The organism is Stenotrophomonas sp. STEN018 (assembly GCF_056760235.1).
The window spans coordinates 1-24,649 of the sequence record NZ_JBRREK010000019.1; the positions used below are offsets into that span (position 1 = coordinate 1).

Here is a 24,649-nt window from a genome sequence, read left to right on the forward strand (position 1 = left end):
CCCCCCCCCCCCCCGCCCCCCCCCCCCCCCCCCCCCCCCCCCCCCCCGCCCCCCCCCCCCCCCCCCCCCCCCCCCCCCCCCACTACATGGGACCGGCGCTACAACGCAGAACGGCCCGCTTTCGCGGGCCGTTCCGGTGCTGCATTGCCTTACGGCAACCGCTTAGTGCTGGTGACCGCCGTCGCCGTGCACGTGGCCGTGCTGCACTTCTTCTTCGCTGGCTTCGCGCACTTCGATGATTTCCACGTCGAAATGCAGGTCCTTGCCGGCCATCGGGTGGTTCAGGTCAACGTCGACCACGGTCATCCCGACCTTCTCAACGGTGACCGCACGCGGGCCGAAGTTGGTCTGCAGGATCACCTGGGTGCCCGGGATCAACGGGGTCTTGCCGAAGTGCTTCTTCGGCACGCGCTGGGTCATGCCCTCGCGGCGCTCACCGTAGGCGTCGGTCGACTTCACGTCGACGCCGAAGCTCTCGCCGGCTTCCTTGTCCATCATCGCCGCTTCCAGGCCCGGGATGATGTTGCCGTGGCCGATCAGGATGGCCAACGGATCACGGTCCTTGGAGCTTTCGATCGGCTCCTGGCCAACTTCGGAGACGGTGTAGTGGAAACGGACGACGCGGTCTTTTTCGATCTTCATGCGCAACTCTGATAAATGGCTGCCCGCTGGCAGACGTTGGGGCGGCTTGTCGGCCGCCGAGGACGCCGCCATGATGACGGCCTTCTAAGGTGGCGCATTATCCGGGCTCCATGCACATCACGCCAGTTCTCCGCTTCCGCTCGTGGCGCCTGCCGGCCACGCTCCTGACCGCCGCGCTGCTGACCGCCTGCGGGCACAGCCCGCCAAAACGGGCTGCCGCGCCCAATCCGGCCCGCAATTACTCGCCGGTCGCCCCGGCCGACCCTGCGGCAGCGGCCTCGGTACTGATGCGGGCGTTGGGACTGGTTGGCACCCCGTACCGCTACGGCGGGAACACACCGGAGTCCGGCTTCGACTGCAGCGGTCTGGTCACCTATGTGTACCGGGACATGCTGGCATTGAACCTGCCGCGTACCTCGCGCGAGCTGGCCGCCATCCAGGGCCCGAAGATCGCCACCGACCGCTTGGCCGCCGGGGATCTGGTCTTTTTCGGCGACAAGGGCAACGTTTGGCACGTAGGCATCTATGTCGGCGAAGGCCGTTTTGTGCACGCGCCCAGCACCGGCGGAACCGTCCGCCTGGACCACTTGGATGGGGCCTACTGGCGTGATCATTACACCGGTGCGAAGCGGGTATTGCGGTAAAACGAGACTTTCAACACGAAAAATAACGATTTATTAACGAAAATTGTACCTATCCACACGTTTCACAAGGCATGATCCCCCATCGACTTTTCCTAGTGACTGCCGCGTGACGACTGACAACACGTCCCATCCGAGCCAGCCAAAGATTGTTTCGCTCACCCTCCGCCGCCTGATCTGCGCTGCGGCACTGGCTCTGGCCAGCCTGCCCGCCCTCGCTCAGAGCGCTGATACCGCCCCAGCTACCAAGCCAGCTGCGGCCAAAACCGAAGCACCGCGCAGCAAGGCTGACAGCGCTGCCACCGCCACACTCGCCGCGCTGCTGCCGCATCTGGCCGCCAGCGACACCATTCCACTGATGGACCGCTCGGCGATGTTTGCCGGCGATCTCAGCCGCCTGATTTCCGCCTACGACGCCTCCAAGGGTGTCTCCGCTGCCACCGAGGCAGCACTGGCCAACGATTCCGACGGCAAGGTGCAGTCCATCCTGCGCCGCGCCATGACCCTGCTGGGCACCCCCTATCGCTGGGGTGGCACCTCACCGGACGCCGGCTTTGATTGCAGCGGACTGGTCGGCTATGTGTTCCGCACCGCGCTGGGTGTCGAGCTGCCGCGCGTATCGCGCGAAATGGCCAGCCAGGCCAATTCCGAACTGATCAATGACCGCGCCGCACTGGCCGCCGGCGACCTGGTGTTCTTCGGCCGCAAGGGCCGCGTCGATCACGTCGGCATCTATGTCGGTGAAGGTCGCTTCCTGCATGCACCGAGCACCGGCAAGGATGTGCGCACTGACACCCTGCTCACCGGTTACTGGGGTGACAAGTTCATGCAGGCACGTCGCGTGGCGCTGTAAGCGCCCTGTCGGCAACTACCTGCCAAGCCGCAACCTTCGGGTTGCGGCTTTTTTATTGCCCGGCTTTTTGACATCACTTTCTTTGCACAAAAATTAATACGAACAAGGCTTCAGCCACCTCCAACAAAGTGCCAAATACGATTGCGCATGCGCGAAACACAGGTATATCGTGTCGCCGAATGGAGGAGTGACCAGGCATGGCCGCAACATCTGTGTCAAGTACACGTTGTGTGATCTGGTTTGGAAATCCGGGGGCAAGAGAGAAAGTGATGCTGGCTGCGGATGGCTGGCAGGTGCGAACGGTACTTCCCCAACAGCCCGCAGACATTGGCATGCGCGGCGGCGACATGGTGGTTGGCTTGATCGATTTCCGCACCAGCTCGGAGAGTGAGCTGGAGCGCATCGGCAAGCTCACCGCCGAGCACCACCATATGCCGCTGTTTGCCATCACCCCGGCTACCGACGGCGTCGAGCAATTGCCAAGCCACCCCTTGCTTGCCGCTTGTCGGCAGCAGTTTCCGCACCCTCCTGATCTGAAAGAACTGCTACGCGGGCTGCAGGGCCTGAGCAATGAAGTGCCACGATCAGCCAGTGAAGACGTGCTGGAAACCCTGCTCGGCGAGAGTGAGGTGATGCTGGTCATGCGCGCCACCCTGCGCAAGTACGCCCCGGTCGATCTACCGGTCCTGATCACCGGAGAAACCGGCACCGGCAAGGAAGTGGCCGCGCATGCGCTGCATCGCCTGTCGGCACGTAACGGCAAGCCCTTCCAGGCCATCAACTGTGGCGCCATTCCTTCCAGCTTGATCCAGTCGGAACTGTTCGGGCATGAGCGCGGCGCCTTCACCGGCGCCACCGGCCGGCGCCAAGGTCTGTTTGAAACCGCGCACACCGGCAGCGTATTCCTGGATGAAATCGGTGACCTACCATTGGATGCGCAGACCAGCCTGTTGCGGGTATTGCAGGAAGGCACCATCGAGCGGGTCGGCAGCAACCAGCCCATTCCGGTAGACGTACGCATCCTCGCCGCCACCCACGTGGATCTGGAATGCGCAGTAGAAGAAGGCCGTTTCCGCCGCGATCTTTACTACCGCCTCAACGTATTGCGCCTGGCGATGCCGCCGTTGCGCAAGCGCGACGGTGACATCGAGCTGCTTTCCCGGCAGTTCCTGCGCAACTTCCGCATGCGTCACCCCACCCGCGCACGCGGCTACACCACTGAAGCACGTCAGGCCATGAATCGTTTTTCATGGCCGGGCAATGTGCGTGAGCTGCTCAACCGGGTACAACGTGCAGCGATCACCGCCGAAGGCGAGTTGATCAGCTGCACCGATCTGGAGCTCAATCAGCCCGCCAACGGCGCCCAACTCAGCCAGGCGCGCAGCCATGCCGAACGCGAAACCCTGCTGTCCTGCCTGCAACAAAGCCAATACAACATCAGCGCCTGCGCCAGACTGATGAAAGTGTCGCGAGTCACCATTTACCGCATGTGCCGCAAGCACCAGCTGGAACTGGAAGCGCTGCGTTGAGCAACTGAACGCAGCGCCCCCTTCCCGTACCAATCGTCATCCCGCAAACATCCTTACAGCATGTAAGGCACTTTGAATGCCAAGGTGAAATCCGGCGCGTCCGGGGTCAAGCCGATTCCCAGCAAGGTGACAAAGGTGGCCTTGGACGTCAGCGCATACGTCACCCCAAGGTTGAGCGTACCGGCATTGCCATCACTGCCTATCACTTTCATCCACTTGCCGTCCTTGTAGCGCGTGCTTGCACGTGCGCTCATACGGTCACTGAAGGAAATGCTCAGGCTGGTGCGCTCGTTGAACGCAAATGCCACACCGGCACCGAAGTAATACGAGTTGCCAAGATTCACCTCGCCCGGATTGACCGTGTCCGGATTGGCATCGATGTCGCCGAAGCTGCGCTTGAACGAGCGTACAAAGCCGATGTTGCCGAACAGAATCGCAGGGTCCGCACTCTTCACCGCCGACAGCCCGATGTTGGCCTGCCAAAGCCCATTGCCGGTTGGCTGTTTGGACGGCACTGCGAAACGAATGAAGTTGTCATCATCGCGTTCGATCACCTTCCAATCCAGACCATAAGGTTCGCGCCCGGTCGGCGCGGTGACACCGCCGGTCAAGACGGTCTCCGGACGCCAGCCACGCTCACCAAACAACTTGTAATTTGCACTGACGGTAACATCACCAATGCCGGTGCCGTGGGTTTCCTCCTGCGCGATGGCTGCCGCCGAACCACCCGCACCGCCCTTCTGATAAATGGTCTTGCGGGCGATGTACGGCACATCCAGATTCAAAGTGAGCCGGGGATTGATGCCCCAGCGCGCCGCGAAATTGTAGGTAAGCGAATCGGATTCGACATTCTCGATGGCGATATTGCCCAGGAAGATCGCGTCCAGCGCCAGGAAGCCGTTGAGCGTGAGTTGCTTGCGGTCATAGCGCGCGTAAGTGACGCTGTTTTCCAGGGTCAGCCGTTGGTTGAACAGGGCCGACTGTTGTTGCTTCACGTCATCCACGCTGCGCCGCGCCGCCTCTTTGGCCTGCTGTGCTTCGGCTGCGCTGCTGGCATACCCCTCACCGGCAGGCGCTGCAGCTGCGGCGGGCGCCGCAGGAACAGGAACCGCAACAGCTTGGCCTGCAGGCAGCTGCGGATTCGGCAGCACCTGCGCGGTCTTGCCAGTAACCCGCGCCTGGATCGCCTGCACCTGCATGTCCAACTCGCGCAGACGCCGAACTTCCTGCGCATAGCTGGCCTTGAGCGCCTCCAGCTGTGCCACCAGTGCCCTTACGTCCTCTGCATCCTTACTGCCGGCTGTTGCCTCCTGCGCCATCACCCGTGGTGAAGCCACAGTCAGACTCACCAGCGCCGCCATCGCCAGTCGTTTCATTGTCTCGTTCCTCTACGTTGAACTCGCCAAAGCACGTGCCGCGCACCTGCTCACTGCCCGCCTATCCCGCCAATCCCCCGATTGAGCGTGATGGCCTGTGCCACGTTCTGGGCCAACGGCAGGTTCGCCGCCATCGACTCCCTCACCAGATCAATCTGCAGCCGATTGCTCACCAGTTGCCCATCGCTGGTCAGCTGGATGCCTTGGCCAACGCTGCCACTGCGCAGCCACTGCTGCACCGCGCCTTGGCCTTGGATGGTCAGCTGCAAGCGCGCCGCGTTGCCGTCGAAGCTGGCAACCGCGCTGGCATCGCCCGACTGTGCGGAGGCATTGCCCGCCACCGTTCCATCAGCACCCGGCACGATGCCGTCATTACGTACGTTCAGATGCATGACATTGCTGGCGCGGTTGCCGTCGCCGGCAATCTGTACGCTCTGACTGACACCTGCCACGTTGTCCAAACCACTGCCATCAATGCTGCGGCCGCTGGTATCAGGCAGCGGTGCATTGGCTGCGGTGATGCTGACGCTGGGCGTGAACGTCACTTTCGGTACGTTGCCACCCTTGCTGAAATCCATGCCCAGCCGCATCGTCCCCTGCAGGTTCTGGCCCGTGGTGGTCTGCCATGTCGAGATCATGGTCACCCCGAACCAGGCCACCGCATTGCCACCGACGGTATAGCGGCCGCGCATCAGATTGAGTTCCGGGTCGGGTATTTCATGCAGTCCTTTACCCGGCTTTTGTGGAGTTTCCGCGCCAAGCACTGGCAGCGCGACACTCAGCGCCAAGGCCAGCAGGGCGAACTTGATTGCGTTCATCACAACACTCCTTCAGAACAGGTCGGCATGGCTGAAACCAAAGTCGACCAGTTCCGCATCGGTAATCGGACTGGCCCCTTGGCGCGCGTACAGCGCGCGTGCACTAGGCCTCTCACTGGGTTGCAGCAGCACCGTATTGCGGTCGAAATCGCTGCCTATGACCACGAATACGGCGCGCGATGGCCAGGCTTCAAGAAACTCGGCCATCGGCACCACACGGTTACCGAGAATCGGATCAGCCACCTCGGCCATGCCATCACGTATCTGCTTGAGTACGACGAAGTGGCGGAAGCCACGTACATCCATCAACACCAGGCTGGGGACGCGCAGGTTCATCAGCCGCTCTTCATCGATCCGATAGCCGCGACCACGCATGCCCAACGATTCCACGTAACGCTTGATATCCAACAACGAGAACCCGCGTTGCTTTACCAACTCCGGATCAGCAACCCCCATCATTCCCTGGATCACCGTCGCCTCATCGGTATTGAGGTGATAGGCATGTTTGAGAATGGTCGCCAACGCCGCAGCGCCGCAGCTGTAGTCGGTCTGCTGCCGAACCAGATTACGGAAGCGCCGCTCCTTCATACTCTCGATCTTGCCGCTGTACAACGCGCCATTGGGCAACACACTGCTGAATGCCACCTCGCCCGCATGCAGCAGGCCCGGGGACAAGCTCAACGCACAAGCCAACAGCAGCGAGCGACAAAGCATGAGCGTAGTACCTCCAGAGCGCCGGAAGGTGGGAGCCCCCCTCCCGGGGGAGAGGAATGGGGGCTCCCGGAACCCGGTCATTGGCGGATGGCCGGGTTTGTTGCACGAAGCAGGCGCGTCATCCCACTGGATGACGCATCCGGTTGCCGCTTATTCACCACCGCCATTGGTCGGGGTGCCACCACCGGTTGACGGCTGTGCCACCGCCAGCGCGAGGCTGTTGGCCTGCAGATTGCCCGTGCCCGAGGACACGTTCACACCGATGTTGCCGGACGCGTTGGAGAACGCTGCGCCCGACAGACTGGCGGTGTTGGTCGCATTGACCGCCACCCAGTTCACGGTGCTTACCTGGCCACTGAGGCTGGCCGTCAGATCAGCCGTTCCCATCTCGCTGAACTTGCTGGTGCCCTTCTCATCGGTATCCCACGCCATGCCGCCCACGCCCGGACGGTTTGGATTGGCGACGGCACCTTGAGTCTGGTTGTCCCAATCAGAGTGACCGGTCTGGTCACCGGACGGATGCGTGTCGCCACTCCAGTTGTCCGGATAGAAGTTGGTCTTCTGGTAGGAGTTGCCGGTACCGGTGTATTCGCCGGTGCCGCTACCCCTGGTAGTACCCGTCACCTTGCCGCTCAGGTTTACATTGACGGTGCTGACCAGGCGGTCGTAGTAGCCATTGTTCTCGACCTTGTTGCCGCTCGAAGTCTGGTTCGAGCTGATGGTCGAGGTGGCATAGGCGCTGGTGGCGACCGAGGCAGCCAGAGCGTTCTTCTGCTCGTTGTTGTTGCCCGAGGTCACGTTGACACCGATGTTGCCGGCTGCGCCGGAGAACGCGTTGCCGCTGATGCCAGCATCATTGGTCACGCCATGGTTCCAGGTCATGTTGTTGGTGCCAGCCTGGTTCACAAACACTTCGGCGTCAGCCATGCCAAAGCTGAAGGACGCATCGGCAGCGGACAGTGCAGCAGCATTATCCTGTGTGTTGTTGTCGCCGGCGGCCACGTTGAAGCCCAGGTTGCCCGAGGCATTTGAACCCACGTCATCGCCGATCGATGCGGTGTTGTCCAGCAACCCATTGCGGGCCTGGTTGCCGGAGATCGACTGACGGTTGTCAATGATGGCAATCGCGGCCGAGTCCAGATCGATGTTGCCGGTAATGGTCGGGTCACCGGAGAAGTTCACATCCGAGCTCAGGCGGATATCCTTCTCGATGTTCACATCAACGCCGTGGTTGTTCTTTTCCTTGCGCTCATCGGCAGTGATGTTCGAGGTCTTCTGTACGTTCTCGGTTACATCACTGGACCAGGTATTGGTGGTCTCGGTGTTGGTCCGCGTATCCGTGTTGCTGCGCGTGTCGTTGTAGCGCAGGCGGGCTGCGGCATCCAACTTCAGATCGACATCGGTATCAACATTGGTGTTGATGTTGGTGTTCGTGTTGGTATTCGTGCGCGTCTCGGTCACGTTGTGTTTGTGATCGATGTTCGCGCTCGCGTTCTGGTCGTCCGCCGCATTGGCTGCCGCGCTGAGGGTCAGCGCGGAAACCGCCATGGCGAGTACATTCCATTTGATCGCTTTCATGGTGCCCTCTTCAGGTTTTCTGATGCATCGGGTGGATGGAGCTGTGCTCACGGGGTGCCCTGCACGGAGATGCTGAATCTGTTCTCCGTTGCATTGCCTGATCCCGCGATCTGATTGAGTTGCAGTACGCCATCAAATCCGCGCAAAGCGGATGCCTCCACGCCTACCCTTCGGGTCGCGCGTGGGTCGGTGACAGCGGACTGCCCCCCTGCCGACGCGAGCACCTCGGACGAAGCCATGGCCTCATCACTTGCCTCGCGTATGCCCTGTGCGGCCAGTGTTGCGGTGACGGAGTTCAACTCCGTGTTGCCGCCACCACTGGCCTGATTGATCGATGCGATGCCACTGGCACCTGCCAGCGCATTGCCGCCGATGGTGGCCGTGGCCTGCATCGGTGAATTGAAAAGATTGGACTGGCGCTGCTGCAGGCTGCGCACACTGGCCGATGCCTGTTCGCCATTGGCCATGCTGTGCAGGTTTGCCTGCAGATTTAGGTCGCCTGCGGCTTGGTTGACCTTGATCGAACCATTGGCGCCGGCCAGGGCCCCACCCTCGATCCGCGTGTCGGTGGAGAGATAGGACAGCATCCCGCTGTAGCTGTCAGTGCCCGATTGCGCGTGCGCATTGCCCGCTACGGATATCACCACCAGCAAGGCACCTGTCATGCGGGCGATGGAGGCACTCACTTGCCACCCGGCCCGGCCGGCTGGCCCAGGGGGAACTGCGCCAAGGCACCGCGCACCTGGTCACCAATCCCGCGTGTCGCACCGCCTACAGCGCCCATGGGACCACCAATGGCACCTGACAGCTGGCCACCGGACAACATTCCGTCACCACCAACAACCCGCCCCAAGGTACCGCCAACAACACCGGTGGTTACCCGCTCGACCGTGGTCTGTCCATGATGTCCGGCCAACTGGCTACCGGCTACGCCCGAGCCCATCGCCGCATAGTCGTCATCACTGAGCTCACTCATGCCACCGGTGCCCAGGGCAGAGTTCAGCTCCTTGCGCGGTGAGGGGTCGGCAATCAAGGCCATGCCCGGCGGCGCCATGCGGTAGGCAGGTCGCGTGGATACATCACGCAACAACACAATCTCGCCCGGCTGTGCCTTTACGCCCTGGCGTGCACCGGAAGCCAGGGCGGCCTCACTGGCGCTAGCACTGATCAGCAACAGTCCGATCAGGGCGGCATAACGATGTAGGGTCCAGCTGTCCATTGCGTCGTCCACTCGTACCAACGCGAGTGATAGAGCAGCATCCGTGCCAAACCTCTATTACCAGTAAAAACAATTAGTTAATAAATAAAACCGGCAACTGCAAGTGTATCAATGTCACAGCAGTGCGGATCTCTAAGCCGGCACATGGCAGCCCCGACGGAACCTTGAAAGGCATGTGCGGCATGGCTTTCACGCCGCTGTATCAGCGTTGTTACAGACAGCTGTTACACCTGCTACAAACCACGACCGTTGGACATGAAAAAGGCCGGCAAAGCCGGCCTTTTTCTTACCCTGAAATAGCAGGACCGCTAGTCCAGGTGGCGACCATTGGCACCGGCACCCATCGCAGGTGTCCCAGCAGCGTCGTATACCTGCTGGTCGAGCAGCCCGGTCTCCTTGGCCACGATCACCGGCACCACCATCTGCCCGGTGACATTGGTCATGGTGCGCATCATGTCGAGGATACGGTCGATGGCGTACAGGTAACCAATCGCCTCAAGCGGCAGGTTGGCCGCGCTCAGCACCACCGTTGCCATCACCACCGCGGTACCTGGCACGCCAGCGGTGCCGAAGCTACCCAGCACCGAGGCGATCAGCACGATCACGTATTGCTCCGGGGTCAGTGGCACGCCTGTGTATTGGGCGATGAAAACCGCACACAAGGCCGGGTAGATCGCACCGCAGCCGTCCATCTTGATGCTGGCACCGAGCGGCACCGCGAATGAAGCGTAATCCTTGTTGACGCCAAGGTTGTCACTGATCGACCGCATCGCCACCGGCATCGCCGCAAAGCTCGACGAGGCTACAAACGCCACCTGCATGCCAGGCGCCGCGCCGCGGAAGAACTTCCACGGATTCAATCCATGCGCAAGCAGCAGGCTGCTGTAGACGACGACGATATGCAGCGCGCAGGCCACATACAACGCCAGCACGAAGTTACCCAGCGGCAGCAGCTTCTCGAAACCATAGCTGCCGACCAGGCCGGCGATCAGGCCGAAGGTACCCAGCGGCGTCATCTCCAGCACGAAGCGGGTCACCTGGATCATGATCTCGCTCATCTGCCCGACCAGCTTGCGCGCCTCATTGACCTTCTCGCCCAGCTTGACCATCGCGAAGCCAAGCAGGCCGGCGAAGAAGATCACCGGCAGGATCGAGCCGCGGCCAGCCGCCAGCACCTGTTCACCGGCTGCATTGGCCTTGGTGCCGATACCGGCCAGCGCGTAGAACACATTGGACGGCACCACATCCATCAGCACCTTGGCGATCGAGGGTACGTCTCGCGGGGTATATGCCGTGTCCACCGCCAGCTTCAGGCCACCGGTGCCGGGCTGCATCACCGTACCGACCAGCAGACCGATGCCCACCGCCAGCGCGGCAGTGATGACAAACCACAGGAAGGTGCGGCCACTGAGGGCAGCCACCGACTTCTGCCCATGCAGCGAGCCGATCGCATTGATCACCGCGAAGAACACCAACGGCACCGCGATCATCTTGATCAGGGTGACGTAGAGCTCGCCCAGCGGGCCAAAGAAGGTCTCGGCAGCCGGTCCCAGCGCCCAACCAGCCAGCGCACCCAGCACGAAGCCGCCAACCACCCGTTGCCAGAAGGGGATCCGCAGCCAGGCAGAAACCACATTCATATCGTCAATCCGGAAAACAAATCGAAGGTTGCCACGATAGCGCAAGGCCTCAGCCAGCACGATGCCCACACAGAAAAGCTGCGTGTCATATGCATGCCTTCCACGCTTGACCATAATGGCGGCCTGTATTCATCCAGCGGTAACAACCACGATGCACAAAGCCAGTTTTCTGTCCGCCGCCCTGTCCACCCTGCTGCTTGGCGCCTGCGCCAGCACCGGCCCGCAGTCCGGCCCGGCCAACGCCGTCAGCGTTGACGTCCCCCAGATCACCCGCCCGGACGGGGAAACGCCTCAGTGGTGGTACCGCGATGGCGCCGCCCGCGCCGCCGGTAATGGCGCCATGGCCGGCAAGGCCAAGAACGTGATCCTGTTCCTGGGTGACGGCATGAGTCTGACCACCGTGGCCGCCGCGCGCATCCTCGAAGGCCAGCGCAAGGGCCAGCCAGGTGAAGAGAACCTGCTGTCCTGGGAGCGCTTCCCGGCCACCGCGTTCAGCAAAACCTATAACACCGACTCGCAGACGCCCGATTCGGCCGGCACCATGACCGCCATCACCACCGGCGTGAAGACCCATATGGGTGCCATCGGCGTCAGCGCCGGCAGCCGCAACAACTGCGCCGACAGCCTGCCCAAGGGCCTGCTGACCTGGCTGCAGCTGGCCGACAGCGCCGGTCTGGCGACCGGCATCGTCTCAACGGCGCGCCTGACCCACGCCACCCCGGCAGCAACGTATGCGCATTCGCCCGAGCGCAACTGGGAAAACGATACCGACCTGCCGGAAGCGGCCAAGGCCGCAGGTTGCACGGATATCGCGCAGCAGCTGCTCTCCACTGCCCGCTATGGGCAAGGCCCCTTGGTGGCCCTCGGCGGCGGTCGTGGCCAGTTCACCACCGTCAACGAGCAGGACCCGGAATACGCCGACAAGGTCGGCCTGCGCCTGGACGGCCGCAACCTGGTCGCCGAATGGCAGGCCAAGCACCCGCAGGGTGCCTACGTCTGGAATGCGGCCCAGCTCAAGGCCGCCGCCAACGCGCCGGCACTGCTGGGCCTGTTCGAGCCGGACCACATGCAGTACGAGCAGGACCGCCCCAAGGACCCGGCCGGTGAGCCGTCGCTGGCCGAGCTGACCCGCGCCGCCATCACCACCCTGTCCAAGCAGCAGCAAGGCTTCGTACTGATGGTCGAAGGTGCACGCATCGACCACGCCAACCACAGCGGCAACGCGGCACGTGCACTGGGCGACACCATCGCCATGTCTGATGCGGTCAAGGCCGCCATGGACGCCACTTCGGCCGAAGACACCCTGATCATCGTCACCGCCGATCACTCGCACACGTTGAACTTCGTCGGCTACCCGGCGCGCGGCAATGCCATCCTCGGCAAGGTCAAGGACAAGGGCGGCGAAGACGGCATGGGCGCGCTGGATCTGGCCCGCGACGGCATGGGCATGCCTTACACCACCCTGAGCTATGCCAACGGCCCGGGTTATACCGGTGCCAGCAACCAGCAGCCGGCCGGCCCGAAGCGCTTCCCGCATGGCCCGAGCAGCTTCGAGGCAGCCAACGGCCGTCCCGACCTGACCCACGTCGACACCGAGCACCCGGACTACATGCAGGAAGCCTTGGTGCCGTCCAAGAGCGAATCGCACGGCGGCGAAGACGTCGGCATCTGGGCGCGTGGCCCGGGCAGCAAAGCGGTGCGTGGCACGATGGAACAGAACACCATCTACCATCTGATCGTGCAGTCCACCCCACGCCTGCGCGAGCGCCTGTGCGAACTGGGCACCTGCGACGCACATGGCGTGCCGGTGGAACTGCCGCAGCCGGCCAAGTTCGAACGCAAGGCGCAGTGAGCCGCAACCGGCGCACTGTTGCGGGGCCAGTGACAGCGTTGCTGTCACTGGCCTTGTTATCGCCAATCGCGCTGGCCGATGAGGCCTGCCATCGACTGGACACCGAGATGTTCAAGGTACTGGACGGCTGCAAACAGTCCAGCAACGGAAAGCTGGTCGTCTCCGAAACCGCACTGGCGCAGCTTGACTACGATGCCGATGGGCTGGCGGCAGTGATTGCCGGCAAACAGCACTACTACCTGCGCAGCGATGGCCGCCAGCTCGCGGTAATCACCTACGACAACGGTCCGGACTACTTCGAGGACGGCCTGACCCGGGCAATGCTCGACGGCCGGATCGGCTACTACGACCGTCAACTGCAACCAGCCTTCGCTGCCCGCTTCGATTGGGGCTGGCCGTTCAAGGATGGCGTTGCCGAGGTGTGCCAAGGCTGCGCGCCCGGCAAACCCGACCCCGGCGGCCACACCGCCATCGAAGGCGGCAAGCACTACCGCATCGACAGGGCGGGCAAACCTCTGCCCTGAGCTGGATTTTGTGTCGGCTTGTGGGAGCGACGTCAGCCGCGAAGCTGGTATCAACGAAGTCGCCAGCAAGCCTGCAACCTGAAGGGCTATCTGCTTCGCGGCTGACGCCGCCCCTACAAAATTGCAGGCGCGCTCCAATACGAAACCAGCGTGGTGCCGAGCCATGCTCGGCAGGGCCTCTACCGGCAATGCTCCCAGCGGAGCATGGCTCCGCTCTACAAGGGCGGCCAGCCCACGACCGCCGAGCTCCCCCCGGATTTGTAGGAGCGGCGTAAGCCGCGAAGCTGGTATCAATGGAATCAGCCAGCCTGCAATCGGATGGTCCATCTGCTTCGCGGCTGACGCCGCTCCCACAACATCTGGCAGCAACATTTGCAGCCATCGCCCCCTGCCGCCGATACTCGGCGCGGTGATGAACCCTCCTTCCTCTTCCTTGTTGCAGTCCGCAATCGACATCCCGGTGATGGTCGGCTTCAGCGGCGGTCTGGATTCCACCGTACTGCTGCATCTGCTTGCCCATGCCCCCGGCCGCCAACCTGGCAGCCTGCGCGCACTGCACGTGCATCACGGCCTGCAGACGGCTGCCGATGACTGGCAGCAGCACTGCAGCCACTTCTGTGCGCAATGGAACATCCCGTTACAGGTAGTGCACGTCGATGTTCCGCGCGATGCTGGCCGAGGTCTGGAAGCGGCCGCCCGCGATGCCCGCCATGCAGCATTCAAAGCACATCTGCACGAAGGCGAATGGCTGGCGCTGGCCCATCACCAGGACGATCAGGCAGAAACCTTCCTGCTGCGCGCACTGCGCGGCGCCGGTGTCGATGGCCTTGCCGCGATGCAGGCACAACGTAGCTTCGGGGCCAACACACTGTGGCGCCCACTACTGCAGCTGCCGCGCACCGCACTGGAAGCCTACGCCAGCCAGCATCAACTGCAGTGGATCGAGGACCCCAGCAACGACAGCACCGATTTCGACCGCAATTTCCTGCGTCTGCAGGTGCTGCCACTGCTGCGCCAGCGTTGGCCACACGCCTCAGCAGCGATGGCTCGCAGCGCCGAGCTCGCGGCGCAGGCAGCGGTGCTGTTGCACGAGAACGATGCTGCCTTGCTGCAGCACTGCCTGTGCGCAGAGAACGCGCTGCAGCTCACCGAGCTCAAGCAACTCACAGCCCCACAACAATCCCGCGTACTGCGCTTGTGGGTGAAGCAGCAAGGACTGCCTGCACTGCCCGCCAACGGCGTTCTGACGATCCAGCAACAGCTGCTGGTCGCCGGCAATGACCAGCAAGCCGAGTTCCGTTGGCAGCAGGCCCGTATCGTGCGCTGGCGTGACCAGCTGCATGCAGTGCCCTTGATCACGCCCTGGCCCGAGGGCTGGACACGCCAATGGGACGGCACCACTCCAGCAGAGCTACCCGATGGCGGCAAACTGCTGCTGCACGGCACGAACGCCTTTGATCAGCCGTTACAGTTGCGTCAACGCCATGGTGGTGAGCGCATCCAGCTGCCGGGGCGCAGCCACAGCCACCAACTCAAACACTGCCTGCAACAGGCGGACGTGCCGCCGTGGCTGCGCGCGCAGCTGCCGCTGCTATGTACTGGCGATACTGTGCTGGCGGCGGCAGACCGGGTCATTTCGGCCCCGCTGCAGACATGGCTGCAGGCCCACGGTGCGGCAATTGAATGGCAATCGCCAGATCCGGTGAATTGACCCTTTCCCGCTGGCCGCTCACACTTGCGTCATGGCAAAGAAGTCCCCCAATGAAACCTCACCGGTGGCCCACTTCGAGCAATCGCTTGAAGAGCTGGAACAGCTGGTAGAGAAGATGGAAGCCGGCGACCTGAGTCTGGATCAGTCGCTGACCGCTTACGAACGTGGCGTAGGTCTCTACCGCCAGTGCCAACAGGCGCTGGAACAGGCCGAACTGCGTGTGCGTCTGGTTACCGATCCGGCCCAGCCGGAGAAGTCCGAGCCCTTTGAAAGCAGCGGCAATGAAGACTGACGCCCTGCTCACCCGCTGGCTGGAACGCACCGAAGAACAGCTGCAAGACGCCCTGCCCGACCCGGAGCTTGCCCCGCAACGCCTGCATCAGGCCATGCGCTATGCAGCGCTGGGTGGCGGCAAGCGCATGCGGCCGATGCTGGTCTACGCCACCGGCTACCTGTTCGGCGCCGACGAAGCGCGCCTGGACGCGGCCGCGGTTGCAGTCGAATTCATCCACGCTTATTCGCTGGTACATGACGACTTGCCGGCGATGGACGACGACGCGCTGCGTCGCGGCCGCCCGACCACCCATATCGCCTTTGACGAGGCCACCGCCATCCTCGCCGGTGACGCCTTGCAGACCCGTGCCTTTGAAATCCTGGCGGGCGGGTGGATGCCGCCGACCCTGGCGCTGAACTGCGTGCAGACCCTTGCCAGCGCCTCCGGCGCTGCCGGCATGTGCGGCGGGCAGGCGCTGGACATCGACGCCACCGGCCAGCGGCAGACGCTGGACGATCTCAAGCGCATGCATGGGATGAAAACCGGCGCGCTGATCCGCGCCGCGGTACGCATGGGCGCACTGTGCGGTGAGGCCAGCGACGCTCAGCTTGCGCAGCTGGACAGCTTCGCCGACACCCTTGGCCTGGCCTTCCAGATCCGCGACGACATCCTTGATGTCGAGGCCAGCTCCGAGCAGCTGGGCAAGACCGCCGGCAAGGACCAGGCACAGGACAAGTCGACCTTCCCCTCATTGCTGGGCATGGACGGCGCCAAGGCCACCCTGGCCGAGCTGGCAACGGCTATGCAGGCGGCACTGATTCCGTTCGGTCAGCGCGCGGCGGCATTGTCGGCCTTGGCCGAGCTGACGGTACGTCGCTCGCATTGAGCGCAGCCCCGCTGCTGTTGTGGGAGCGGCGTAAGCCGCGAAGCTCACAAACCAACAGCGCGAAGCCAACCCCTCCCTTGCCTGCGGCAAAGGGGGGGAACGAAGTTACGGGGCTGGTTGTAGCGATCATCGGCGCTCTGCGGACTGCCGGACCATCGGCTTCGTGGCTGACGCCACTCCCACAAAATCACACATAGACCAAATCCGCGACGTCGCAGATAAACAAAAAGCCCGGGAATCCCCGGGCTTTTCGTCAAACAACCATCGCATCGATTACTTGATCAGACGCAGGGTCATTGGATAGCGATACGTCTCGCCCTTGTTGGCAGCCATCGCAGCCATGATGGTAAGCACCAGCCATGCGATGCCAACCACGGCCAGCAGCAGCAGGCCGATCAGAACCAGGGTCAGAATGCCCGACACCACCAGTGCAATGAACACGGTGATGTTGAAGTTAAGTGCTTCTTTGCCCTGATCAGACACAAACGGCATGGTGTCCTTCTTCACAAGCCAGACGATCAGCGGGCCCAGCAATGTGCCGAACGGGATGATGATGCCGCTCAGCGAAGCCAGATGGGCAAACATGCCCCACTGACGTTCTTCAGCATTCGGCGAGCCGGTCGGCGCCGGCGGCGGAGTGGTCTGGTAATCGCTCATTGTTTCCCCAAGATCCTTGTAAAGGGCGTATCCATAAAGGTAGACAGCTATAGGAAGCACATTAGCTTCCACGTAAGAATAGTCCGCTGTTTGGCAAGACTGCGTCAATCATTACCTGCCACGGTCATCTTCCCCACCAGGATCGAGCCGGTGGAAACATGCGAGCGCACGTCCACATCGCTACCCACCGCTTCAATGCCGGCAAACATCTGTTTGAGGTTGCCGGCAATGGTGATGCCGTCCACCGGGTAGGCGATCTGCCCGTTCTCCACCCAGAAACCACCGGCACCGCGCGAGTAATCGCCGGTGATGCCATTGACGCCCTGCCCCATCAGCTCAGTCACCAGCAGACCCGTGCCCATACCCGACAGCATGGATGCACGGTCACCGGCGTTGGCCTTCACTTTCAGGTTGTGCACGCCACCGGCGTTGGCCGTGGTCTGCAGGCCGAGCTTGCGTGCCGAGTAGCTGCCGAGGATGTAGCGCTGCAATACGCCACCGGTAATCAAGGCCGAGTTGCGGGTCGCAACACCTTCGCCGTCATAGGAACTGGAGCGCAGGCCGCGACGCAGCAGCGGCAGCTCGTCGATGGCAAACCAGTCCGGGAACAACTGGGTGTCCACACTGTCGAGCAGGAAGCTGGCACGGCGATACAGGGCGCCGCCGGAGACTGCGCTGAGCAGATGGCCAATCAAGGAACGCGCCATTTCCGCAGCAAACAAGACCTGCACCTCACCGGTCGGCAGCGAGCGCGGCTGCAGCCGGGCGACCGTGCGCTCGGCTGCGCGCAGGCCCACCGCCGCTGGATCGTCCAGGTCTTCGCGGGCAATCGCGCTGGTATACCAACCGTCACGCTGCATGCCGTCGCCCTGGCCGGCGATCAGCGCACAACCGATGGAATGGTGGCTGCTGCGGTCACGGCCGATGAAGCCATGCGAGTTGGCATACACGGACACGCTCTGCGCGGTGGAGGCCGAGGCGCCGTCGGAATTGCTGATGCGGCTGTCGCTGTCACGGCCTGCCGATTCGCAGGCCAACGCCAGGTCCAGCGCCTGCTCGGCGCTCAGCTCCCAAGGGTGCCAGCCGTCCAGATCTGGGAACTCGGTGGCCATCAGCGCCGGATCGGCCAGACCGGAGGCCGGATCGTCCTCGGTATGGCGGGCGATCGCGCAGGCCTGGGCCACGGTGGCCTCCAGGCTGGATTCCTGCAGGTCGGCGGTACTGGCACTGCCCTTGCGCTGGCCGAAGTACACGGTCACCGCGATACCGCGGTCGTGGGTGGCTTCGACCGTTTCCACCTCGCCCAGGCGCACATTCACATCCAGCCCGCGGTCCTCGCTGCAGCTGACCTCGGCCTGGCTGGCGCCCATGGCGCGAGCCCGTTCCAGCAGGCGCTGGGAGATGCCGGTGAGGCGTTCCAGGCGCTGCAGGCTGTCGTCGGCGGCAGGCTTATCGGTGTTAATGGCGTTCAATGCTTTATCCTTGGTGGCCGAATCCCTTCACATCTGCCCGGTCTTGCATGACTGGCGGCGGCGTGACGTGGATTTTTCGTGGAGCCCGGCGAGCGCCTGGCTTTCCTGTCATGAAGTTTAGTAGGTAGCAGTGCGATGCGCGGACGCGATCAAGAAACCGGTGAATTTTTGGGCGAAAGCCGTAGCCAGAACCGGCGCGAAGCGCTGGAAGTGCTGGCCCTGGGCGAAACCCTGGTGGAGCTGACCCCAGCCCAGCTGGCGCGCCTGCCGATCCCGGAAGGCATGCTGGAACACATCGAATACACCAAGCGGATCACTTCGCACGGTGCGCGCAAGCGTCAGCTGGCGTTCCTGGCCAAGCAGATGCGCCGCGAGGAAGACGAGACGCTGGAGGCGATCCGCAACGCACTGGACGCCAACAGCGAGACCTCGCGTCGTGAAGTGGCGATCATGCACCGCATGGAGCGCTGGCGTGAGCGGTTGCTGGCTGAGGGCGACGTCGCCCTGGGCGAACTGCTGGACGAACATCCGGAAGCCGACCGCCAAGCCCTGCGCACGCTGGTGCGCAATGCGCTGGCCGAGAAGGCCAAGAACAAGCCGCCGCGCGCCTACCGCGAGATCTACCAGGTGCTGCGCGAGCTGATGCTGGTGCCGGTATTGAGCGCGGCCGCTGAGTTTGCTGGCGATGACGATGCCGATGATGTGGATGGCGACGACGAGCAGGATTGATCTGGGTTGAGCGGGTTTGCTGCTGGTTTGGTTCTGTAGCGGAAAGCTTGCCCTCATCCGCCCCGTTGGGGCACCTTCTCCCGCCTGCGGGAGAAGGGATTGAATCACTGCTACCTGAGCGAATCTCGGGCCCCGCCCCAAATGCCAGCTGTCCCTTCTCCCGCAAGCGGGAGAAGGTGCCCCGAAGGGGCGGATGAGGGCGGCTCTTCAGCCTAACCCTCAAGCCTGCGTACCACCCACCGTCAGCCCATCAATCAGCAACGACGGCTGGCCGACACCGACCGGCACGCTCTGCCCGTCCTTGCCGCAGATACCCACACCTTCATCCAGTGCCAGATCGTTGCCGATCATGCGCACCTTCTGCATGGTCTCCGGACCGTTGCCGATCAAAGTTGCACCCTTCACCGGCGCAGTGATCTTGCCGTCTTCGATCAAGTAAGCCTCAGTCGCCGAGAACACGTACTTGCCGCTGGTGATGTCGACCTGGCCGCCGCCGAAGTTGACCGCGTACAAGCCCTTCTTCACCGAACGGATCATCTCCTCCGGATCATGGTTGCCTGCACGCATATACGTATTGGTCATGCGCGGCATGGTCATGTGCGCGAAGGATTCGCGACGGCCATTACCGGTCGGCGCAACGCCCATCAAACGCGCATTGAGCGTGTCCTGCATGTAGCCGACAAGGATGCCGTCCTCGATCAGCGTGGTGCACTGGGTCGGGGTGCCTTCATCGTCGATGTTCAAGGAGCCGCGGCGGCCTTCCAGGGTGCCGTCATCAACAATGGTCACGCCCGGCGAGGCCACGCGCTCGCCGATACGGCCGGCATACACGCTGGTGCCCTTGCGGTTGAAATCGCCCTCCAGGCCGTGGCCTACCGCTTCGTGCAACAGCACGCCGGGCCAACCCGGACCGAGCACCACCGGCATCACGCCGGCCGGGGCCGGAATGGCCTCCAGATTCACCAGCGCCTGCCGCAGCGCTTCGCGGGCGAAGGCTTCCGGGCGCTCACCGGCAAACAATTCTTCATAGCTGTAACGGCCACCGCCGCCGGCATAGCCGGATTCGCGGCGGCCGTTCTGCTCCACGATTACCTGCACGTTCAAGCGCACCAATGGGCGCACGTCAGCGGCCAGCACGCCGTCGCTGCGCGCGATCAGCACCGTATCGACGCCACCGGACAGGCTCACCATCACCTGCTGCACGCGGCTATCGGCTGCACGCAGATAGCGATCCAGGCGCTTGAGCACTTCCACCTTGGTTTCGTTGCCGATGCTGTCCACCGGGTCCAGCGCTGGGTACAGCGCGCGACCACTGCCGCGCACCAGCGAGCGTACATTCTGCTCACCGCCCTCGCGGGAGATGGCGCGTGCCGACTGCGCGGCTGCCAACAAAGCAGCCGGCTGGATATCGTCCGAGTAGGCAAAGCCGGTCTTTTCGCCGGCAATCGCGCGCACGCCAACACCCTGCTCGATCGAATGCGCACCATCCTTGACGATGCCGTCCTCCACGCTCCAGCTCTCACGGCGCGAATGCTGGAAGTACAGATCGCCAAAATCGATGCCCGGCCCCAGCAGGGTGCCAAAGGTGCGTTCCAGGCGATTGGCGTCCAGCCCGGCGGGCAGCAGCAGGCGGGTTTCGGCGAGCGTGAGAGCGTTTTCGGTCATGACTATCCAGATGGGGGCAGGCCCGCCTCATGCAAGCCTGCACTGATTCAGGGGGTGCTGGCCGCCCCGGGAGTAACTACCGGCGGCGGCAGACGGGCGGCGTCACGGTCCAGTACTTCGACCTTTGGGTCTTTCCATGGCCCGGTCACCTTATAGGTCTTGGCACCGATCTCGCCCAGTGGCTTGCCCAGCACCGCGTTGGCCGCGGCGCCTACTGCAGCGCCTACCGGACCACCGGCTACCGCACCCACAACCGTAAGCAGATTGCCCGAGCGCGGATTCACATCAATGGTCTGGTTGAACTGCTGACCTACCAGGTCAGCCTGGCCGCGGATAGTGATCTCCGCCGCCGACGACTCGATGGCGATCTTGTCGGTACTGGCCTGGCCGTTGCCAAAGCGCATCGCGCCCTCGACATGGTTGAACGCCAAGCCTTTGGAGAACAGGTCGCGGAAATCAAACAGCAGGCGCCGTGGCAGCTGCGCCACGCTGAGCAGGCCGAGTACGCGACCGGCGCCGGGGTCCACCTCAAGCAGCTGACCGTTGCGCAGGTTCATGTCCATGCCACCTTCCAGCGTAGCCATGTTGAACGCCATCGGGCCGCCTTGCCAGCCAGCCTGCAGATTCACCTTGCCCTGGCCGCCGCGCAGCTGCCCGGCATAACCCATACGCTGCAGCAGATCACCCAGATCCTCGCTCTGCATTGCCACTGTGGCTTGGGTACGCGCCTGCGCGCCAACCCCGCGCCACTGTCCCTGCACGTCGATGACCTGCTTGGGTGCGCGGATTGCCAGCTCCTGTACCTGCAGGCCGTCACTGGTCGGGCGCGTGCGCAGGCGGGTCTGGCCGAGCTTGATTGTGGCGAACTGCAGGTCGTCGATATCCAGTGCCAGCGGAGGGATATTGGCTGGATTGATCGGCTCTGCCGGGGTGTCGCTGGACTCGGCCGTCGTCGCCGTCGCCGCCTGCCAATAGACCCGCGACAGCTGCCCGCTGACCGTGCCGCCATCGGCGGTAGGTACGCGCAGGTTGCCCGCAAGTGCCGGCCCATCAAGCTGCACGGCAACCGCATCGGCGCCGGGCCGCAACTGCAGCCGGGTCTGCGCGAAGCGCCCGCCCACCATCAACAACTGGTCGGCCAATACGTCCACCTGTTTCAAGGCCACGCCGCCGTCGCTACCGTCACTCTGGCCACCGCGCGCCAAGGTGATCCATTCCAGTGCGTCCAGTGACGGAGTCCGGCCATTGACCACCAGGCCGTCGGCCGGCGGCTCGTGATCGACACGGTCGCTGCCCATCGTGACCTGCACGCCGGTCTTGCCGTTCTGGCTGCGCGCTGCCAAGGCCATCAGCTTACCGAAGGACACGTCTATGCGTCCGGCCCCCATCGGCAAGGCCGCCTGCACGGTCGTCGCCAAGGCATCGGCGGCCGGCTTGTTCAACGGGGCAGGCAATTGCAGACGCGTGCCCTGCAGATCCGAACGCAGGGTCAACAGGGTTGGCGGGCCAGTGCGCGCGCCGGCCTGTTCCTTGGGCAGGCTGACCCCGACCGTCCAAGCCGAGGTGCCATGCACGTAGGGCTTGAGCCAGCCCAGCTCCGGCGCACGGTCCAGCAGTTTGCCAGCATCCAGATCAGCGCTTAGTTCGGCCTCGAAGGCATGCGCAGCATCCTTGACCGGCTTACCGGCACGCAGCGCAAGTACGCCGTCGCGCTCCTGATGCCGCACCTGCAGGGCCGGCGCATCAAAGCCATCGCTGCTGTATTGGGCCTTGCCGCGCACACCCTCGAACTGCAGATCCCAACGTTTGTCGGCCATGCGCACGCCGCGCAGATCGACGTCGCCAAGCAGATGCCCACCGCCATCATGGTGCAACGGCAACAGCAGATCGAAATTGACCGCCGCCGCTCCGGCCACCGTCAGATTGTCCAAGGTGTCGCCATAGCTGGCCTGCAACGGGCTCTGCCGCAGCATCGCCAGCAGGCGCGCGCTTTCGTCAACGGTACTGGCCTGCACCACCAGTTTGGAGTCGGCAAAACTGGCGATACCTGCGCGCAGATGATCCACCTTCACCCCGGCCAACTCACCACGTCCATTCAGATCGAAACCGCCGCCGATGAAGTTGATGTCGGCATTGACGTGCTGCATCAGCGGCCAGTCCTGCTGGAAGCGGATTGAGCCATCGTCGATATGCCCGCCCGCCTCGAAGCGACCGTTGTTGCCGGTGAACGGCCAGTCGTCCAGATCACCGACCGCCAGACCGGTGCCGCCGCGCAGGGTGCCATCCACCAGTGCCGCATCCAGCCACTCGATCGCCGCATCGCTCATGCTCGAGCGCACCCAGAACTGCTTGGCCGCGGTCATCGGCACATCATCAATCTTGGCAGCCAGATTGATCCACGGCCGGGTACCGTCGCCCTGGAACCACAGGCCGCCGCGCACGTCGGCGGCATAGTTCCGGCCCTGCACCCGCAGCGCCGGCGTAGCAATCTGCCAGCCGGCACCCTCGCGCCAACCGACCAGGTCACCGGAAAGCTGCAGCTCATGCAGCACGCCAAAGCCGGTAGGCCAATCAAAACGCACCACGTGATCCGGCTTCAGAGCCAGCGAAAACGCCTGCGCGTCGCCTTCAAAATGCCCGCGCAGGCCATTGACGCCAGGACTGTCGCCCACCGGCGCAAAGCTGGCGTCCAACAGTTCGCCACTGGCACGCAAAGGGCCATCGGCAGTACCGAGCAGGCTGATATCGGCAAATTTCAACGACGGTTTGGAACGATGCAGCCAGTTCCGCAGGCTGGGCTCCAAGCGGTCACTGAGCGCAAGTACCTGCAGCAGCGGGCCCGCGTCGAGCTGCTTGCCCTGCACCGCATAATGCTTGCCGCCGGCCAGCAGCAAGCCGTCCAGTGACTGGGTAGTGCTGTCGGTGGCGATCCTCAGCGTGGGCGCGTCCAACCGCCAACCGCCATCAATCAGCTTCCAGCGCGCGCGCAGCTGCAGCTTGTTGAACGCAACGCCAGGCGCGGCAGCGCCCTGCAACGGCGCACCGGCAAGCTGCACATCGTCCAGTTCGCCCTCGGCGCTGACCGCCACCACGCGGTTGTCCCGCAGCTGCACCCAGCTCTGCAGTTCGCCCTTGCCCTGGCGCAGTTGCACCCCGGCAAACTTCAGTAATTCGGACCAAGCCCCCAGCTCGGCCGGATCGGCCGAGAACCAAGCCTGGCCATCACCGCGTTGGCGCTGGAAATCCAATACCGCGGTGACCGGCGCAGCCTTGGTATCGATCCAGCCTTTGGCGCCCACCCGCAGACGCTCACCGTCCACACGCAGGCGCAGATCGATGCGCGGAATGCGGGTCTGCAGGCCGATCGACGGCGCCTGTATCTGCAGCTGGCCACCGATCACCTGCAACTCGCCTAGCCTGCGCAGCGCGTCCAGTGGATCGCCGCCGGTTTTGGACTCGGGCAGACCTCGCACCGACCAACGGCCGTCATCAGCCCGCTGCAGGGTCAGCGCCAGCCCGCGCAGGCGCAGCTCGGTCAGCGGCGCACCGGGCAGCAAGCCCGAATACACCGCCACCAGTACTTCGGCCTGACCAATGCGTAAACCCTCGCCCTGCCCCACCCGCAAACCATCAAGCTGCAGGATCGGGCCGCGCCGGGTCCAGCGCGTGTCCAGGTGATCAAACGCCACCGGCTGCCCGGCACGTTCACTCAACCAGGCGGCGACCTTGTCTGGATGCGCCTCCACCATCGGCAGCAACTGGCTGACCGTGCCGACCAGCAAGGCCACGCACACCAACGCGATCGCCACTGCCATCAAGGCGTAGCGACGGAAGCGGCGTAGGCGGTGGCGCAACAGCGTGGTCATCAG

The 24,649-nt window shown here is 63.5% G+C and carries 20 protein-coding genes and 1 pseudogene; 9 read left to right on the top strand and 12 right to left on the bottom strand.

Annotated elements, in window-relative coordinates; translation table 11 throughout:
* Positions 1–162 precede the first annotated feature (162 nt).
* Entirely contained in the window at positions 163–642 is a 480-nt protein-coding gene (locus ACVOMB_RS09200; RefSeq protein ID WP_481530891.1) for an FKBP-type peptidyl-prolyl cis-trans isomerase, read from the bottom strand.
* A gap of 46 nt (positions 643–688) precedes the next feature.
* Between ACVOMB_RS09200 and ACVOMB_RS09205 the strand changes: the two are divergent.
* The 3 genes and pseudogenes from ACVOMB_RS09205 to ACVOMB_RS09215 all read left to right on the top strand — a co-directional run bounded on the left by ACVOMB_RS09205 (position 689) and on the right by ACVOMB_RS09215 (position 3,665).
* Positions 689–1,286, top strand: a pseudogene (locus ACVOMB_RS09205) (C40 family peptidase).
* 106 nt (positions 1,287–1,392) lie between these two features.
* The gene (locus ACVOMB_RS09210; protein ID WP_481530892.1) at positions 1,393–2,136 is read left to right on the top strand and encodes a C40 family peptidase; all 744 of its coding nucleotides are present in this window, start codon (positions 1,393–1,395) and stop codon (positions 2,134–2,136) included.
* Between the two features lie 197 nt (positions 2,137–2,333).
* Positions 2,334–3,665 carry a sigma-54 interaction domain-containing protein gene (locus ACVOMB_RS09215; protein WP_481530893.1) on the top strand — a complete coding sequence of 444 codons (1,332 nt, stop codon included), beginning with the start codon at positions 2,334–2,336 and terminating at the stop codon, positions 3,663–3,665.
* Between the two features lie 53 nt (positions 3,666–3,718).
* On the opposite strand, the gene ACVOMB_RS09220 is transcribed toward ACVOMB_RS09215, so the two are convergent.
* From ACVOMB_RS09220 to ACVOMB_RS09250, 7 genes are all read right to left on the bottom strand, one after another.
* The gene (locus tag ACVOMB_RS09220; protein ID WP_481530894.1) at positions 3,719–5,041 is read right to left on the bottom strand and encodes a transporter; all 1,323 of its coding nucleotides are present in this window, start codon (positions 5,039–5,041) and stop codon (positions 3,719–3,721) included.
* Between the two features lie 50 nt (positions 5,042–5,091).
* Entirely contained in the window at positions 5,092–5,859 is a 768-nt protein-coding gene (locus ACVOMB_RS09225; protein WP_481530895.1) for a hypothetical protein, read from the bottom strand.
* Positions 5,860–5,871: 12 nt separating this feature from the next.
* Positions 5,872–6,573, bottom strand: a complete 702-nt coding sequence (locus ACVOMB_RS09230; RefSeq protein ID WP_481530896.1) for a C39 family peptidase — start codon at positions 6,571–6,573, stop codon at positions 5,872–5,874.
* A gap of 150 nt (positions 6,574–6,723) precedes the next feature.
* Complete coding sequence (locus tag ACVOMB_RS09235; RefSeq protein ID WP_481530897.1) at positions 6,724–8,151, bottom strand: adhesin; 1,428 nt, start codon at positions 8,149–8,151, stop codon at positions 6,724–6,726.
* Between the two features lie 47 nt (positions 8,152–8,198).
* The gene (locus tag ACVOMB_RS09240) at positions 8,199–8,825 is read right to left on the bottom strand and encodes a hypothetical protein (protein WP_481530949.1); all 627 of its coding nucleotides are present in this window, start codon (positions 8,823–8,825) and stop codon (positions 8,199–8,201) included.
* An 8-nt stretch (positions 8,826–8,833) separates the two neighbouring features.
* Complete coding sequence (locus ACVOMB_RS09245) at positions 8,834–9,370, bottom strand: hypothetical protein (RefSeq protein WP_481530898.1); 537 nt, start codon at positions 9,368–9,370, stop codon at positions 8,834–8,836.
* A gap of 308 nt (positions 9,371–9,678) precedes the next feature.
* A complete protein-coding gene (locus tag ACVOMB_RS09250; protein ID WP_481530899.1) occupies positions 9,679–11,010 on the bottom strand; it encodes a dicarboxylate/amino acid:cation symporter in 1,332 nt (443 codons plus the stop codon).
* Positions 11,011–11,161: 151 nt separating this feature from the next.
* On the opposite strand from ACVOMB_RS09250, the gene ACVOMB_RS09255 reads away from it, so the two are divergent.
* From ACVOMB_RS09255 to ACVOMB_RS09275, 5 genes are all read left to right on the top strand, one after another.
* Positions 11,162–12,862: an alkaline phosphatase gene (locus ACVOMB_RS09255; RefSeq protein WP_481530900.1), complete on the top strand. Its 1,701-nt coding sequence runs from the start codon at positions 11,162–11,164 to the stop codon at positions 12,860–12,862.
* Positions 12,859–13,386, top strand: coding sequence for a WG repeat-containing protein (locus tag ACVOMB_RS09260; protein WP_481530901.1), 528 nt, complete (start codon positions 12,859–12,861; stop codon positions 13,384–13,386). The genes ACVOMB_RS09255 and ACVOMB_RS09260 overlap by 4 nt, the downstream gene beginning before the upstream one ends.
* Before the next feature lie 412 nt (positions 13,387–13,798).
* Entirely contained in the window at positions 13,799–15,097 is a 1,299-nt protein-coding gene (gene tilS, locus ACVOMB_RS09265; RefSeq protein ID WP_481530902.1) for a tRNA lysidine(34) synthetase TilS, read from the top strand.
* A gap of 31 nt (positions 15,098–15,128) precedes the next feature.
* A complete protein-coding gene (locus tag ACVOMB_RS09270; RefSeq protein ID WP_282269773.1) occupies positions 15,129–15,389 on the top strand; it encodes an exodeoxyribonuclease VII small subunit in 261 nt (86 codons plus the stop codon).
* The gene (locus ACVOMB_RS09275; RefSeq protein WP_481530903.1) at positions 15,379–16,257 is read left to right on the top strand and encodes a polyprenyl synthetase family protein; all 879 of its coding nucleotides are present in this window, start codon (positions 15,379–15,381) and stop codon (positions 16,255–16,257) included. Before ACVOMB_RS09270 ends, ACVOMB_RS09275 begins: the two co-directional genes overlap by 11 nt.
* A gap of 273 nt (positions 16,258–16,530) precedes the next feature.
* On the opposite strand, the gene ACVOMB_RS09280 is transcribed toward ACVOMB_RS09275, so the two are convergent.
* Complete coding sequence (locus ACVOMB_RS09280) at positions 16,531–16,914, bottom strand: DUF4870 domain-containing protein (RefSeq protein WP_481530904.1); 384 nt, start codon at positions 16,912–16,914, stop codon at positions 16,531–16,533.
* A gap of 104 nt (positions 16,915–17,018) precedes the next feature.
* The gene (pmbA, locus tag ACVOMB_RS09285; protein ID WP_481530905.1) at positions 17,019–18,386 is read right to left on the bottom strand and encodes a metalloprotease PmbA; all 1,368 of its coding nucleotides are present in this window, start codon (positions 18,384–18,386) and stop codon (positions 17,019–17,021) included.
* A gap of 135 nt (positions 18,387–18,521) precedes the next feature.
* Here pmbA and yjgA point away from each other — a divergent pair, with 135 nt between their 5' ends.
* On the top strand, positions 18,522–19,115 hold the full coding sequence (gene yjgA / locus ACVOMB_RS09290; RefSeq protein ID WP_481530906.1) for a ribosome biogenesis factor YjgA: 594 nt from the start codon (positions 18,522–18,524) through the stop codon (positions 19,113–19,115).
* 219 nt (positions 19,116–19,334) lie between these two features.
* On the opposite strand, the gene tldD is transcribed toward yjgA, so the two are convergent.
* Together tldD and ACVOMB_RS09300 are read right to left on the bottom strand one after the other, a co-directional pair.
* The gene (gene tldD / locus ACVOMB_RS09295; RefSeq protein ID WP_481508401.1) at positions 19,335–20,780 is read right to left on the bottom strand and encodes a metalloprotease TldD; all 1,446 of its coding nucleotides are present in this window, start codon (positions 20,778–20,780) and stop codon (positions 19,335–19,337) included.
* A 47-nt stretch (positions 20,781–20,827) separates the two neighbouring features.
* Complete coding sequence (locus ACVOMB_RS09300; RefSeq protein ID WP_481530907.1) at positions 20,828–24,646, bottom strand: YhdP family protein; 3,819 nt, start codon at positions 24,644–24,646, stop codon at positions 20,828–20,830.
* Positions 24,647–24,649: the final 3 nt, after the last annotated feature.

Excerpts from the sequence above, each read along its gene's own strand:
- ACVOMB_RS09255 (WP_481530900.1), top strand. The coding sequence starts at position 11,162 with ATGCACAAAGCCAGTTTTCTGTCCGCCGCCCTGTCCACCCTGCTGCTT.
- ACVOMB_RS09245 (WP_481530898.1), bottom strand. The coding sequence starts at position 9,370 with ATGGACAGCTGGACCCTACATCGTTATGCCGCCCTGATCGGACTGTTG.
- ACVOMB_RS09270 (WP_282269773.1), top strand. The coding sequence starts at position 15,129 with ATGGCAAAGAAGTCCCCCAATGAAACCTCACCGGTGGCCCACTTCGAG.
- ACVOMB_RS09235 (WP_481530897.1), bottom strand. The coding sequence starts at position 8,151 with ATGAAAGCGATCAAATGGAATGTACTCGCCATGGCGGTTTCCGCGCTG.
- ACVOMB_RS09220 (WP_481530894.1), bottom strand. The coding sequence starts at position 5,041 with ATGAAACGACTGGCGATGGCGGCGCTGGTGAGTCTGACTGTGGCTTCA.
- ACVOMB_RS09215 (WP_481530893.1), top strand. The coding sequence starts at position 2,334 with ATGGCCGCAACATCTGTGTCAAGTACACGTTGTGTGATCTGGTTTGGA.
- ACVOMB_RS09275 (WP_481530903.1), top strand. The coding sequence starts at position 15,379 with ATGAAGACTGACGCCCTGCTCACCCGCTGGCTGGAACGCACCGAAGAA.
- yjgA (WP_481530906.1), top strand. The coding sequence starts at position 18,522 with ATGCGCGGACGCGATCAAGAAACCGGTGAATTTTTGGGCGAAAGCCGT.
- ACVOMB_RS09230 (WP_481530896.1), bottom strand. The coding sequence starts at position 6,573 with ATGCTTTGTCGCTCGCTGCTGTTGGCTTGTGCGTTGAGCTTGTCCCCG.
- ACVOMB_RS09300 (WP_481530907.1), bottom strand. The coding sequence starts at position 24,646 with ATGACCACGCTGTTGCGCCACCGCCTACGCCGCTTCCGTCGCTACGCC.
- ACVOMB_RS09225 (WP_481530895.1), bottom strand. The coding sequence starts at position 5,859 with ATGAACGCAATCAAGTTCGCCCTGCTGGCCTTGGCGCTGAGTGTCGCG.
- tldD (WP_481508401.1), bottom strand. The coding sequence starts at position 20,780 with ATGACCGAAAACGCTCTCACGCTCGCCGAAACCCGCCTGCTGCTGCCC.
- tilS (WP_481530902.1), top strand. The coding sequence starts at position 13,799 with ATGAACCCTCCTTCCTCTTCCTTGTTGCAGTCCGCAATCGACATCCCG.
- ACVOMB_RS09280 (WP_481530904.1), bottom strand. The coding sequence starts at position 16,914 with ATGAGCGATTACCAGACCACTCCGCCGCCGGCGCCGACCGGCTCGCCG.
- ACVOMB_RS09250 (WP_481530899.1), bottom strand. The coding sequence starts at position 11,010 with ATGAATGTGGTTTCTGCCTGGCTGCGGATCCCCTTCTGGCAACGGGTG.
- ACVOMB_RS09200 (WP_481530891.1), bottom strand. The coding sequence starts at position 642 with ATGAAGATCGAAAAAGACCGCGTCGTCCGTTTCCACTACACCGTCTCC.